The sequence below is a fragment of the Mesorhizobium sp. GW821-FHT07A06 genome, assembly GCF_059419085.1.
In genome coordinates this window covers 110723-123900 of sequence record NZ_JBWKRC010000003.1, presented here as the reverse complement: position 1 = coordinate 123900, position 13178 = coordinate 110723, and the positions used below count along the sequence as shown (strand labels likewise).

Annotated in this window: 12 protein-coding genes; 2 read left to right on the top strand and 10 right to left on the bottom strand. The window is 66.1% G+C overall.

The features are described from left to right. Positions 1-33: 33 nt before the first annotated feature. Positions 34-282, bottom strand: coding sequence for a hypothetical protein (locus AC07SZ_RS11045; protein WP_494914264.1), 249 nt, complete (start codon positions 280-282; stop codon positions 34-36). A gap of 265 nt (positions 283-547) precedes the next feature. Between AC07SZ_RS11045 and AC07SZ_RS11040 the strand changes: the two genes are divergently transcribed. Further along, entirely contained in the window at positions 548-1183 is a 636-nt protein-coding gene (locus AC07SZ_RS11040; RefSeq protein ID WP_056574303.1) for a methyltransferase family protein, read from the top strand. A 27-nt stretch (positions 1184-1210) separates the two neighbouring features. On the opposite strand, the gene AC07SZ_RS11035 is transcribed toward AC07SZ_RS11040, so the two are convergent. The 9 genes from AC07SZ_RS11035 to AC07SZ_RS10995 all read right to left on the bottom strand — a co-directional run bounded on the left by AC07SZ_RS11035 (position 1211) and on the right by AC07SZ_RS10995 (position 11528). Beyond that, positions 1211-2515 carry an NAD(P)/FAD-dependent oxidoreductase gene (locus tag AC07SZ_RS11035; RefSeq protein ID WP_494914262.1) on the bottom strand — a complete coding sequence of 435 codons (1305 nt, stop codon included), beginning with the start codon at positions 2513-2515 and terminating at the stop codon, positions 1211-1213. A gap of 108 nt (positions 2516-2623) precedes the next feature. Then, positions 2624-3676, bottom strand: a complete 1053-nt coding sequence (locus tag AC07SZ_RS11030) for an ABC transporter substrate-binding protein (RefSeq protein WP_494914261.1) — start codon at positions 3674-3676, stop codon at positions 2624-2626. Beyond that, entirely contained in the window at positions 3669-4781 is a 1113-nt protein-coding gene (locus AC07SZ_RS11025) for an ABC transporter ATP-binding protein (protein WP_056574309.1), read from the bottom strand. Before AC07SZ_RS11025 ends, AC07SZ_RS11030 begins: the two co-directional genes overlap by 8 nt. Then, positions 4778-5578: an ABC transporter permease gene (locus AC07SZ_RS11020; protein WP_056574311.1), complete on the bottom strand. Its 801-nt coding sequence runs from the start codon at positions 5576-5578 to the stop codon at positions 4778-4780. The genes AC07SZ_RS11025 and AC07SZ_RS11020 overlap by 4 nt, the downstream gene beginning before the upstream one ends. Then, complete coding sequence (locus AC07SZ_RS11015; RefSeq protein WP_244494117.1) at positions 5575-6456, bottom strand: ABC transporter permease; 882 nt, start codon at positions 6454-6456, stop codon at positions 5575-5577. Before AC07SZ_RS11015 ends, AC07SZ_RS11020 begins: the two co-directional genes overlap by 4 nt. Further along, positions 6453-7628 carry an acyl-CoA dehydrogenase family protein gene (locus AC07SZ_RS11010; protein WP_494914260.1) on the bottom strand — a complete coding sequence of 392 codons (1176 nt, stop codon included), beginning with the start codon at positions 7626-7628 and terminating at the stop codon, positions 6453-6455. The genes AC07SZ_RS11015 and AC07SZ_RS11010 overlap by 4 nt, the downstream gene beginning before the upstream one ends. Before the next feature lie 23 nt (positions 7629-7651). Further along, entirely contained in the window at positions 7652-9781 is a 2130-nt protein-coding gene (locus AC07SZ_RS11005) for an acetate--CoA ligase family protein (RefSeq protein ID WP_494914258.1), read from the bottom strand. A gap of 179 nt (positions 9782-9960) precedes the next feature. Further along, positions 9961-10884, bottom strand: coding sequence for a LysR substrate-binding domain-containing protein (locus tag AC07SZ_RS11000; RefSeq protein WP_172371646.1), 924 nt, complete (start codon positions 10882-10884; stop codon positions 9961-9963). Next, a complete protein-coding gene (locus AC07SZ_RS10995; RefSeq protein ID WP_494914256.1) occupies positions 10881-11528 on the bottom strand; it encodes a TetR/AcrR family transcriptional regulator in 648 nt (215 codons plus the stop codon). Before AC07SZ_RS10995 ends, AC07SZ_RS11000 begins: the two co-directional genes overlap by 4 nt. Before the next feature lie 254 nt (positions 11529-11782). On the opposite strand from AC07SZ_RS10995, the gene AC07SZ_RS10990 reads away from it, so the two are divergent. Further along, entirely contained in the window at positions 11783-13174 is a 1392-nt protein-coding gene (locus AC07SZ_RS10990) for an aminotransferase (RefSeq protein WP_494914254.1), read from the top strand. The last annotated feature ends 4 nt before the right edge of the window (positions 13175-13178 follow it).

Below are 13178 nucleotides of genomic sequence, written 5' to 3'. Positions count from 1 at the left end.
GATGATCCCCGAGGGTGCTTTGGACGGCATGGATTACTTGCCCATGACCTTCATCGCCTGGGCGAAGAAGTCGTCGGCGCGCTTGTCGTCATCCGCGTTGCAGCGCTCGATGCCCTTGGTCTCCAGTTCCGAGACCTTGTTCTTGTCCGCGTCGTTGAGCTTGGCCGCCGCCTCCGCCGCGCGCAGTGCCTTCAGCGTCGCCTCGCAAGGCGCGGGGGCCGCGAAAACCGGACCGGATGCGGCGAGGAGGCCCAATGCGACCGCAAACGCAAATTTTCTCATGAAACCATTCCCTGTCTGATGCCGGTGGTCCGGCTGCCGTAAACTGAAGCCGGCCCCAAGATGGCGTGCTGGCATTCGAACGATAGGGAAGCGACTTCACTCCAGCCTGTCCGGCGGCATACAAATTTGTAAGAATGGACATGGGCCGCGCAAAAGGCCTTTACGAACCGCGCGCGCTGCGCTGATAGAAGCCATCGCCTTGTATCCGCCATCAATGGCGTGCCCCAGTGCCCGAACCTGAAATCCGTGCCCCAGGAAAACCCGAATGACCTATGCTTCCCTCAAGCCGGTTTCGAAGGCGTTCGTCCAACGCAAACGGCTGATCTTCGTGCGGGTGGCGGCGGTGCTGGCGGTGCTGCTCCTGTTTCTCACCAAGCCGGCGCTCACCGAGGGCTCGGAAAGTCACGAGGCCGTCGAATTCTTCGGCTTCTGCCTGGTGCTGGTCTGCGTCGCCGGCCGGCTCTGGAGCATTCTCTATGTCGGCGGCAAGAAGAACGAGGAGCTGGTTTCAACCGGCCCGTTCTCCATGAGCCAGAACCCGCTCTATTTCTTTTCGACGGTCGGCGCGGTCGGCATCGGTTTGCTCTATGGCTCGCTGGTGGCGGCGGCAGTCCTTGGCCTTGCCAGCTTTCTCATCTTCCGCGTCACGGCGCGCAAGGAAGCCGAATATCTCCTGGGCAAGTTCGGCCCGGCCTATGCGGCCTACATCAAGGCGACGCCCAGGTTCTGGCCGAATCCGCTGCTCTACCGTGACAATGACGAGCTGCAGTTCTCGACGCGCGCGCTCAAGCGCACCTTCTATGACGGGCTTTATTTCCTGGCCATCTTCCCGGCCATCGAGCTGATCGAGTATTTCCGCGAGACGGGCATGCTGTTCCCGGCCTTCGTCACGCTCTACTGACCCGCCACTAACCGGTTGATCTTCCGGTCATGCGGCGCTTCGGCTGTCGAGCAACCTGTAATACTGGCTGAAGGCGAAGACGCCGATCTTGCGCAGGGCATGCAGCGCATAGCGGTCGGGTGCGGTGACCGGGAACGGCAGGTCGGCCGGCGCGGTGCCCAGGGCGAGATCGGCCAGCAGCCGGCCTGTCGTAGTGCAGGCGGCAACACCGCGTCCGTTGCAGCCAAGCGCGGTGAACAGGCCAGGCGCCAGCATGTGGATATGCGGCATCGTGTCCTTGGTGATCGCGACCTTGCCGCTCCAGACGAATTCGACAGGGACGCCCGCGGCCTGCGGGAAGATGCGGGCAAGGGCGGCCTTCAGGGGCGCCGCATCGTCCATGGTCGGATTGTCATCGACCGGGGAGCGGCCGCCCATCACCAGCCGGCCTTCATGGTCGAGGCGGAAATAGAGCAGGAGCCGCCTGGTGTCGGCGACGCCCTGGCCGCCCGGCAGGATGGTGCGGCGCAGCGCCGGCGCCAGCGGCTGCGTGGCGATCTGGAAGCTGGTCACCGGGATGACGGTCTGGCGCAGCCCTGGCCACAGGTTTCCGGTGTAGGCGTTGGTGGCCAGCACGACCTGTCGCGCACGGACCGAGGCCTGCCCGAGATCGAGCCGCCAGTTGTCACCTTCGCGCCTGAGGCCGAGCGCCGGCGAACGCGCCAGCACGGTGGCGCCCTGCGACATGGCGGCGGCGGCCAGGCCACGCGCGTAGCTCAGCGGCTGCAGCACGCCGCCGCGCGGGTCGAACCAGCCGCCATGATAGGCCTCGGGCGCCGAGCCGGTGAGATCGGCCATTTGCTGGCGGTCGAGCAGGCGCGCCTCGACGCCCCTGGCGTGCCATTGCCGGAAGCGGGGCGTCACGATGTCCGAAAAAGGCCTGGGTCCATGCGCGCCCTGGATCCAGCCGCTGCGCTCGGCGTGGCAGTCGATGCGGTACTTCTCGATGAGATCGAAGACCAGATCGCCGCCGGCACCAAAGGTCTCGGTGATGGCCCTGCCCAGTTTCCGGCCGAACCTGGCTTCGAGCGTGTCGGGATCGTGCTTCAGCCCGGCGATGATCTGCCCGCCATTGCGCCCGGAAGCGCCCCAGCCGGGTTCACTGGCCTCCACCACGATCACCTTCCTGCCGGCCTGCGACAAATGAAGGGCGGCGCTCAAGCCCGTATAGCCGGCACCGACAATGGCGACGTCGGCCACGGCATCGCCTTTTGCCCCGGCGTAGAGCGGGGCGGGGGTGGCGGTCGCGGCCCACAGGCTGGCCGGCAAGGCTTGGGGTGGGTCAACAGGCATGTCTACTCCGGCGAGATCGTGCGATGCGCCGCCTCAATCGCGGGCGCCGTCCTTGGGCCGATGCTCCGGCGTGGCGGGTTTCGGATCAGCCACGCCGGTCGGCGCGGTTCACTGCAGCATCAGCTGGTTCCACTTTTCCTCATAGGCGACAGAATATTTGTCGGCTTCGCCCTCGTTGAGGATCAGCATGTCCTTGATGTTGTCGGGCGACATGACGAGTATCTTCTTCGTGTCGGCATCGGCGCCCGTTGTCGCGCTGCTCAGCACCGGGCCATAGGTCCTGAGCGCGAGCAGCTTAGCCTGCTGGGCTTCCGCGAGCGCGAAATCGATCGCCTCATGCGCCAGCTCGACATTGGGCGACCCCTTGGGAATCACCCACCAGTTCGCCCAGGCGATGCCGTCCTTGTAGGTGAAGCCGACGGGCGCGCCTTCCGCTTCCGCCGCCAGCACGCGGCCGCTCCAGGCCGAGGACAGCGCCAGCTCGCCCGAGGAGAGCAGCTGCGGCGGCTGCGCGCCGCTACCCCACCAGACGGTGACATGCGGTTTCAGCTCCTTGATCTTGGCCATCGCCATGTCGGCCTTCTCGGTCGTGTAGGGGAACACTTCCGAAGGCTTGAGGCCGGAGGCCAGCAGGGCGGCCTCGTAATTGTAGTAGAAGAAGCGGTAGAGGCCGCGCGGGCCGGGAAAGCGCTTCACGTCCCAGAAGTCGGCCCAGGATTGCGGTCCGGCATCCGGGAATGCCGTCTTCGACCAGGCGATGACGGTGGCGCCGGTCGAGGTGGCGATGCCGTTGGGGGCGACCCAGCCTTTTTCGAGTGCCGCGGCATTGGGGATTTTCGAAACGTCGATCGGTTCGAGGAAGCCTTCATTGGCGCCCTGCCAGACCGTGCGGCCGCCGACGTCGACGAGATCCCACTCGACCGCCTTGGCCTGGACCATGGCCTTGATCTTGGCGGTCTCGGTCGGCGAGGTGTTGACCACCGGAATGCCCTTGAGCTGGCCGAACGGGTCGATGAAAGCCGCTTTTTCGGCGTTGGACAGGGCGCCACCCCAGGAGGTGAAGGTGAAAGGCCGGTCCGCCGCGCGCGCCAGTCGAGGAAGACCCGTCGCGCCGGCCAGCACGCCGCCCGCTGCCGTCAGAAGGAAAGTACGCCTATGCATCGGCTTTCTCCGTTTTGGTGGGTTTGGATGGGGAATGAGGAACCGCGCGGACATGGCCAGGCTTCCACGAGACATGGACCCTGGCGCCGGCCCGCAATGTCCGGTCGGTGATCTGCCGGGCGGCGAGCGTCTGGCCGCTCTCCAGCCGCAAGGTGAGCTGGGTCAACTCGCCGAGATAGATCACCTCGACGATCTCGGCGGCGACGCCTTCGCCGCCGCGGCCGAGCTCGACATGCTCGGGCCGGATCAGCAGCCGCGCCGGCTCGCCCGGGGCCGTTCCCGGCGCTGCGTCGACGGCGATGGTCTTGCGGAACGCCTCGACATCGACCGAGGCCTTGCCGCCGGATGAGGAGAGCACGCGCACCGGCAGCAGATTGGATTCGCCGATGAAGCCGGCGACGAAGGCGTTGACGGGACGGTCGTAGAGGTCGTCCACCGTGCCCAGTTGCTGGATGCGGCCGCTGTCCATGACCGCGATGCGATCGGAGAGCACCAGCGCCTCTTCCTGGTCGTGGGTGACATAGATCGTGGTGCGGCCGAGCTTCTGGTGCAGCCGGCGCAGTTCGAGCTGCACCGAGCGGCGCAGCTGCTTGTCGAGCGCGCCGAGCGGCTCGTCCATCAAAAGCACGTCGGGCTCGATGACCAGCGCGCGCGCCAGCGCCACGCGCTGCTGCTGGCCGCCCGAGAGTTGCTGGACGGGGCGGTCGGCAAAGCCGTCGAGCCGCATCAGCGCCAGGATGTCGGTGACCCGCCTGGTGATGTCGGGCTTGGGCAGCCGGCGCACACTCAAGCCATAGCCGACGTTCTCGCCGACACTCATATGCGGAAACAGCGCATAGTTCTGGAACACCATGCCGATGTTGCGGTGGCGGGCGGGCATGCGAGTGACGTCGCGCTCGCCGATGCGGATCTCGCCCGCCGTCGGCTCGATATAGCCGGCGGTGAGGTTGAGCAGCGTCGTCTTGCCCGAGCCGGAGGGTCCGAGCAGCGTCAGGAACTCGCCTGATGCCACGTCGAGGTCGGTGGGCTCTAGCGCCCGAAAGCCGCCATAGGTCTTCGACACGCCGGCCAAGCGCAGCGACTGTCCCGAATGGATCACGGTCATCGGCTCGGGCTCCCGGATTTGCGGCTGAGAATCTGCGCCAGCGCGAACAGGACGATGGCCAGCGCGATCATCACCGTCGCGGCGACAGCGATGACCGGCGTGAATTCAAGCCGGATCGATTCCCAGATCTTCACCGGCAGCGTTTTCGAGGCATAGCCGGCCATGAACACGGCGATGATCACTTCATCGAAGGAGGTGATGAAGGAGAAGATGGCGCCACCGACGATGCCCGGCGTGATGTTGGGCAATGTGACGGTGCGGAAGATCCGCCATGGGCCGGCACCAAGGCCGGCGGCGGCACGCAGCCAGTTGTCGTCGACGGCGCGCAGGGCGATGCCGACATTGATGACGACGAAAGGCAGGGCCAGTATGGCATGGCCGAGGCTCATGCCAAGGATGGTGCCGCTCAGGCCGACATCGAGCGCGCTGCGGTAGAGCGCCACCGCCGTGACGATGACCGGCACGATCATCGGCGCCAGGAACAGGCCGGTGACGAGGGTGCGCAGGCGGCCGTCGATGCGGCGCAGGCCGATCGCCGCGAGCGTGCCGAGCACCACCGCGATGATCGTGGCCAGCATGGCGACCTCGACGCTGTTGATGAGTGACGTGCGCCATTCCGGATCGGCGAGGAAGCGCTCGTACCAGACGCCGGACCATGCGCGGGGCGGCAGATAGATGAAGCTCGCCTTGTTGAAGGAGGCCGGCACCACGGCAAGGATCGGCAGCACGAGGAAGGCGAGCACCAGGCTGGCGCCGGCGTTGGCTGACACGCGGAGCAGGAGTGGCAACCTGTTCATCGTGCGAACAGCCCCCTCTCGATCGGCAGCAGCCGGGCGGCCAGCGCCATCAGCACCAGCACGATGGCGAGCAGTGCCAGCGAGCCGGCGGCGGCGAGCGACCAGGCGAGGCGGTCGTTGACGAAGCTGGCGATCAGCATCGACAGCGTGATGGCATTCGAGCCGCCAAGCAGGGCAGGCGTGATGAAGAAGCCGAGCGACAGCAGGAAGACGAAGGTCGCGCCGCCGGCAAGGCCGGGCAGGCAGAGCGGCAGGTAGATGCGCCGGAAGGTGTCGACGAGGCTGGCGCCGAGCCCATCGCTTGCCAGCAGCAGGCGGCGGTCGATGCGGACCATGGCGCCGTAGAGCGGCAGGATCATGTAAGGCAGGAGGATGTGGATCATGCCGACCAGCACGCCGACATTGTTGAACAGCAGCGCCAGCGGCGAGTCGGTGATGCCGGTCGCCATCAACAGCCGGTTGATCGGCCCGTTGCGCTCCAGAAGCAGCATCCAGGAGAAGGTGCGCACCAGCACCGAGATCCAGAAGGGAAACAGCACACCGTAAAGAGCGAGGCCGAACCAGACACCGTCGAGGCGCGACAGTACATAGGCGACCGGCCAGGCGAGCAAAGTGCAGAGCGCGGTGACCACGATCGCGACGACGAAGGTGTTCCACATCACCTGGCGGTAGACCGCGCTTTCGGCCAGCACGCCGAAGGTCGCGAACGGTCCGGCCGGGTCGGTGAAGGCCAGCGAGAAAAGCCGCGCCAGCGGCACCACGAACAGCAACGCCAGCACGATCAGAGCCGGGCCGAGCAGGCATGCGGTCTCGACATGCCGGCGCGACGGCAAGGCGGCCCGCGCTCTCGGCTCCGGCAAGGTGCTTGTTACCGTCACGCCCAGGCCACCTCGCTGAAGACGCCGATGCCGCGCTTGCGGATCTGGCCGGCAACGACCACGCGCTGGATTTCCGACGTGCCTTCCCATATGCGGTCGACGCGGATGTCGCGATAGAGCCGCTCGATCGGGTTCTCGCGCATGTAGCCGCGCCCGCCCAGCACCTGCAGCGCCTTGTCGATGACACGGCCGGCGGCTTCCGAGCAGTAGAGTTTCAACGCGCTGGCATGGGCGTGCACGCGCTTGCGGTCGAGGCCCTGGTCGATCTCCCAGGCGACGCGGTAGAGCATCGACTTGGCGGCGAAGATCTCGACCGCCATGTCGGCCAGCATGAATTCCACGCCCTGGAAATCGCGGATAGGCCGGTCGAACTGGTGGCGAGAGGTGGCATAGTCATTGGCGATCTCGGCGGCGCGGGTCGCGGCACCCACGGCATGCGAGGCGATCTGCAGGCGCGCCTCGACGAACCAGTCCTTGGTCAGCTCGAGCCCCTGGCCGATCTTGCCGAGCATCTTGTCCTCGCCGACCGTGGTGCCCTCGAAACGCAATTCGGCATGGTCGAAGGCGAAATTGTGCATGAATTTCGGCGAGCGCAGATGCACCATGTTGTTTACCGGCTTGTCGACCAGGAACAAGGTCGGCTTGTCGGGATCGTCGTCGACATGGGCATGCACGATGACGAAATCGGATGCGTTGTAGGAGGTGACGAACCATTTCTCGCCGGTCAGGTGCCACTGGCCATTTTTCAAGCGCGCGCTGGTCTTGACCCTGCGCGGGTCGGAGCCGGCCTCCGGCTCGGTGATGGCGAAGGCGCCACGGCGATGGCCGTGCGAGGACGGGATCAGATAGTCCTGCTTCTGCGTCTCGGTACCGAATTTCAGGCTCACCGGCGGGCGCCAGACACAACTCCACAGGCCATTGGTGACGCGGCCGAGCTGTTCCTCGATCGCCGTCTGCTCGACCATGGTCAGGCCGAGGCCGCCATTTTCCCTCGAGTGGTTGATGCCGGCCAGCCCCCAGTCGCGCACCTGCTGCCGGACGGCCTCCCGACGCTCCATCGGCAGTTCGCCGTGCTCGTCGGTGACCGCTTCCAGCGGCAGCAGCACCTGGTCGCAGAAGTCGCGCCCCTTCTTCGACAGTTCCTTTTCGCGCGGGCTGAGATCGAAGTTCATGGCAGTCCTCTAAAAGCAGTTCATCAGGTCGGGCGCCCGGCGTTGCGGCCGAGCAGGAGCGCGTCGACGGCCATGCAGCCATGGTCGGAAACCAGGAGCGGGTTGACGTCCATCTCGTCGATGAGGTCGCCGAGATCGGCGGCGAGCATCGAGAACCGGGCCAGGGCGGCATGGAGCGCTGCCCTGTCGGCGGCCGGCCGGCCGCGCCCACCGTCGAGCAGCGGGCTTGTCTTCAGCCTGACGACCAGGGCTTGCGCCTGTTCGAGACTGAGCGGCGGCAAGGCGACCGCGCGGTCCCTGAGCGCTTCGATCCAGATGCCGCCGGAGGCAATGACCAGATACGGCCCGAACTGTTGGTCGCGGATCAGGCCGAATGCGATCTCGACGCCCTTGGGCGCCATTTCGGCAACCAGCACCTGCGGACCGAGCCGCGCCGTCATGTCGGCATAGGCGACTGCCAGCGCCGATTCATCGGCCAGGCCGAGGCGGACGCCGCCGACATCGGATTTGTGCTGGATGCCGGCGGCGGCGGTCTTCAAGGCAATGGGAAAGCCGATCTTTCGCGCTGCGGCGACAACGTCTTCCGGCGTGGCGGCGGCGATCGCACGCGGCGTGGCGATGCCATAGTCGGCCAGCAGCGCCAGCGCTTCGCTTTCGCCGAACGGCTTCTCCTGGCCAAGGCGCCGGCGCCAGCGCTCGCGGACTTCGCGCGCCACGGCGTCGGGATAGGTATGGGTCGCGGCGCGCCGGTCGCGAAACGCCAGCAGATTGCGGATGGCCTGCAGGCCTTCATCGGTGCCGTCGATGACCGGCACGCCGGCCTCCGTGGTCGACAAGGCGAGTGCGCGGTGGTTCACCGTGGCGTAGTTGCTGACCACGGCAACCGGCTTGCCGGTCTTGGCGTGAGAACGGATCACGGCGCGGGTAAAGCCTTCGGCGACGTAGGAGCCGTCGCGTATGTCCTGGAACAGCACGCCGATGGCGGTGTCGGGGTCGGCGAGCATGGCGTCCATGCAGGCCTCGACATGCGTCTCGAAGTCGAGGCCCGAGCCCCAGACATCGAGCGGGTTCGCCGGCTGCAGGCCGCTGTCGAGATGCAGACGCAACCCCTCCTTCGTCCGCTCCGAGATGGCTGCGAACGGCACGCCGGCCTTTGCCGCGAGGTCGGCGACCATTTCGCGTTCACCGCCGGAATCGTGCAGGCTGGCAAGGCCGCCGCTGGCGGCTGGCCGGCCGGCCGAAAACAGAGCGAGATTGGCGGCGAGCTGGTCCAGCGTCTCGACGCTGAAGACGCCCCATTTGTCGAACAGCGCCTCGTAGGCGGCATTGTCGCCGGCAATCGCGCCGCTGTGGCTGGCGGCGAAGCCGGCGCTCAATTCCGTTCGCCCGACCTTCAGGACAACGACCGGAATGCCGAGCCGGTCGGCCTTTTCCAGGCAGCGGGCAAAATCGTCCGGCCGGCGCGCGGTTTCGAGAAACAGGCCGATGACCGACGTGTCGGGCTGGTCGAGCGCCCAGTCGACATAGTCTGATGTCGTCGTCGTCAGTTCGCGGCCGCTGGACACGCAAAGCTGGAATTTCAGCCGCTGGTCGTTGTAGGCGAGCGCGGAAAAGGCCGAGCCCGATTGCGTGATCAGCGCCACGCCGCCGGGCTTCATGGCGAGACTGGAGGCAAAGCCGGAGACGCGCAGGCCGATGCCGGGGTTGCAGAAGCCCATGCCGTTGCCGCCGCAAATGACGATGCCGGCCTCGCGGGCGATTTCGGTCAGCCGGTCGGCGAGCGGGTCATTGGCCGCCCCGGTCAGGTCGCAGCTGGCGAAGATGGTGACCGCCTTGGCGCCATGGCGGGCGGCCGCCAGCAGGTTGTCCTCGAGATAGTCATTGGCGACGCCGAGCACGACATGGTCGACCCTCTCCGGCAGGCTCGCCAGATCGGGAAAACACGGCACGCCTTCCACGACGTCGTATTTCGGGTTGATGGCGTAGAGCCGGCCAGAGTAGCCATCCATCGCCGCGGCGCGCACCATGGTATTGCCCGGCGTGTTGGGGCGCACGGACGCACCGACGAAGGCGATCGACGCCGGCCGCAACAGCGGATCGAGACGATGTCCTGCGTTCGTCATGCCACCGAGGGCGGCAGGAATCCCAGCCAAATCTCTTCCTCCCACGGCTCGTTCCCAAAGCCATCTCGTCCCGGCGCTCTGGTTTTGGTTTTGCGAGCTGTCGGACCGATGGCGACTATAGAACCGGGAAACGTTCGCGCACGCTCCGAATAGTCACGAGGCGATGACCTGCAGTCATGGGGGTAAGGGCAAACGCGGCCATCGGCGGTTCAGCCAGCGAGGATTTCCCGTTTCAGCACGGCCATTTCATTGAGCAGCCAGTCGCGCACCAGCACGGCCGGCTTGCGCAGCGGGCGCCGTGCCGTTGCCACCAGGTAATAGTGGTCGCCGGTGCGCAACTCATGCCTGCCGCCCTTGACCAGGCCCTTCTGCAACAGTTCGTGGGCCACGACATGCCACCAGCCGAGCGCCATGCCGCGACCCTTGATCGCCGATTGGACGACCAGCGTGTAGTCGGAGAAGGTCAGGCTGCGGCTGCCCACCGGCTGTGGATAGTCGAACTGCGCGAGATAGTGCTGCCAGGGAATGCGCAGCGCGCCGGAGAGATGAGCGAGCGTGTGCCGGCTGAGATCGCTGCAATCGTCGAGGCTGCCGTGCTCGGCCAGGTAGGACGGGCTGCACACCGGCAGCACGACCTCTTCCATCAGCGCCCAGCTCTGTTGTTCGGCATTGGGCGGCTGGTTATAGCGGATGGCGAGATCGACATCCTCGATCGGGCCGGTCGGCTCGCCGCGCACCAGCTGGAAGCGCAGATCGATGCCGGGAAAGCTGGCTTGGAAACGGTCGAAGCGCGGCATGAACCAGTGCATGGCGAAGGCCGATGACAGCGACAGCGTCACCGTTCCGGCCTCGCCCTGGCGCGCCCTGATATCGTCGAGCGCGATCTCGATCTGCTGGAAGCCGCTGCCGACGGCGCCATAGAGCAGGCGGCCGTCATCGGTCAGGTCGATGCCGGTCGGCGCGCGCACGAACAGCTTGACGTCGAGATGGCTTTCCAGCCGCGCGATCATGCGGCTGATCGCCGACTGGGTGACGTTGAACTCGCGCGCCGCGCTGGTGAAGTTGAGATGGCGCGCGGCTGCCTCGAACATGAAGATCGCATTGGGCGAGGGCAGCAGCTTGCGCAGGGTCATGGCCGTTTGCTCGTTTCGGTACCGAAACTTTTTGGGAAGAAGGCGCGGAGATAAGCCCAGCAGATGGCGCGGGCGCGCGTCCAGTCGGTCTTGCCTTGCCCGTCGCCAACCTGGCTTTCGATCCACAGCCCATCGAAAATGGCGCTCAGCCCGCCGGCGACCAGCCGGTAGTCCGCGGCCGGCGGCTCCTTTTGGGCGAGGGCCGATATCAGCGGTTCGAGCCGCGCCAGATAGGCCCTGTTGAGTTCGCTGAACCGCGCCCGGTAGTCGGCGTTGCGCGAGGTTTCGGCCCAGAACGCCGTCCACACGGCGATGTGCCTGTCGTCGGTGACATCGGAACCGAGGTCGAGATCGATCAGCGCCTCGAGCTTGGCCGCGGCATCGTCATGGGCGTCGCTGCGCGCATGCCAGGCCGCGCGGTATTCCTCGACCAGGGCGTCGAGAGCGGCCAGAAGCAGGCGGTCCTTGGTCTCGAAGTGGAACGAGACCAGGCCGTAGCCGCAGCCGGCCTCGCGCGCGACATCGGCCAGCGTCACGCCTGGCAGGCCTTTTCGCGCGATAACGGTGATCGCCGCCTGGGTCAGGCTTTGCCGCCGGCGCGCGACCTTTTCGGCATCGCGGCTTTTCTTGTCGGGCTTGCTCAATGGCGACGTTCTCCCTGGAGTGGTTTCGTATCCGGTTTTCGGCCGGCGAAGCAATGCTTGGTGGATGGCCGTGCGTGCAGGCGATCACTGGAGGCGGTGGGCCTTCCATCTCCCTTTCGGGAGCGTTGGCGCTGCCCCTCATGCGACGGTCCACTGGCACAATCATCATTGACTGATCAATCAGTCTACGAGATTATCGGCCAGCCGCAACCGGAAACGCAGGAACGGTTGCCAGGAAAACAGGAAGCCGTGCCATGCCGCCGCAGGACCTCGCCAACGACCAACGCGCAGCGCTCGACGCGCGCCACCTGATCCATCCCTGGACCGATTTCCGCGAGCAGCCGGTGCTGATCCTGGAGGAGGGCAATGGCGTCCATGTCCGCGACAGCAACGGCCACCGGATGATCGACGGCATCGGCGGCATGTGGTGCGTCAACATCGGCTATGGCCGCAAGGAGATGGCGCAGGCGATCGCCGCCCAGGCGGAGAAGCTCTGCTATTATTCGCCGTTCGGCTTCCTCTCCAACACGCCGTCGATCGAGCTGGCGGCAAAGCTAGCCTCCTACGCGCCCGGCGACCTGACCCGCGTCTTCTTCACCACCGGCGGCTCGACCGCGGTCGATACCGCGATGCGGCTGGCGAGCTTCTATTTCAATGTCACCGGACGGCCCGGCAAGCGCCACATCATCACACGCGATCTCGCCTATCACGGCTCGACGCATCTCAGCGCCTCGCTGTCGGGCAAGCCGTCCGACCGAGGGCTGATCGACCTTGTCGAGGGCACGATCCACCATATCTCGGCACCCAATCCCTACCGGCGCCCGGAAGGCGTGTCGGCCGAGGCATTCCTCGATCAGAAGGTGCGGGAGCTCGAAGACAAGATCCTGGAGCTTGGGCCCGAGAACGTCGCCTGCTTCATCGCCGAGCCGATCCTGGCCTCGGGCGGCGTCATCGTCCCGCCCGTGGGGTATCACAGCCGCACGCTGGAGGTCTGCCGGCGCCATGACGTGCTCTACATCTCGGATGAGGTCGTTACCGGTTTCGGCCGCAACGGCGCGATCTTTGCCTCGGAACCGGTCTATGGCATCGTGCCCGACATGATCACCTGCGCCAAGGGGCTGACGTCAGGTTATGTGCCGCTGGGCGCGGTGATTGTGTCCGACCGACTCTACCGGCAGATCGCGGAAACAACCGAAGGCAGGATCTTCGCCAACGGCTTCACCTATTCCTCGCATCCGGTCGCCTGCGCCGCCGGCCTGAAGAATCTGGAGATCATGGAGCGCGAGGGGATTTGCGCCCATGTTCGCGAGGTCGGCCCCTATTTCCAGGCCGCGCTGAAGCCGCTGATGGACTCGCCGATCGTCGGCGACGTGCGCGGCAGCCACCTGATGGCCTGCGTGGAATATGTCAGCGACAAGAACGCCAGGACCGTGCCGCCGCAGGCCTGGCAGATCGCCCAGCGCATCATCCGCGAGACCATGCCGCGCGGACTCATGGTGCGGCCGATGGGTTCGATGGTGATCATGTCGCCGCCGCTCATCATCACCAGGGCCGAGATCGACGAGCTGGCCGCCATCCTGCGCGAAGCGACGGAGGTGGTGACGGAACAGCTGCGACAGGAAGGCCTGCTGCCGCTAAAATCATGACGCT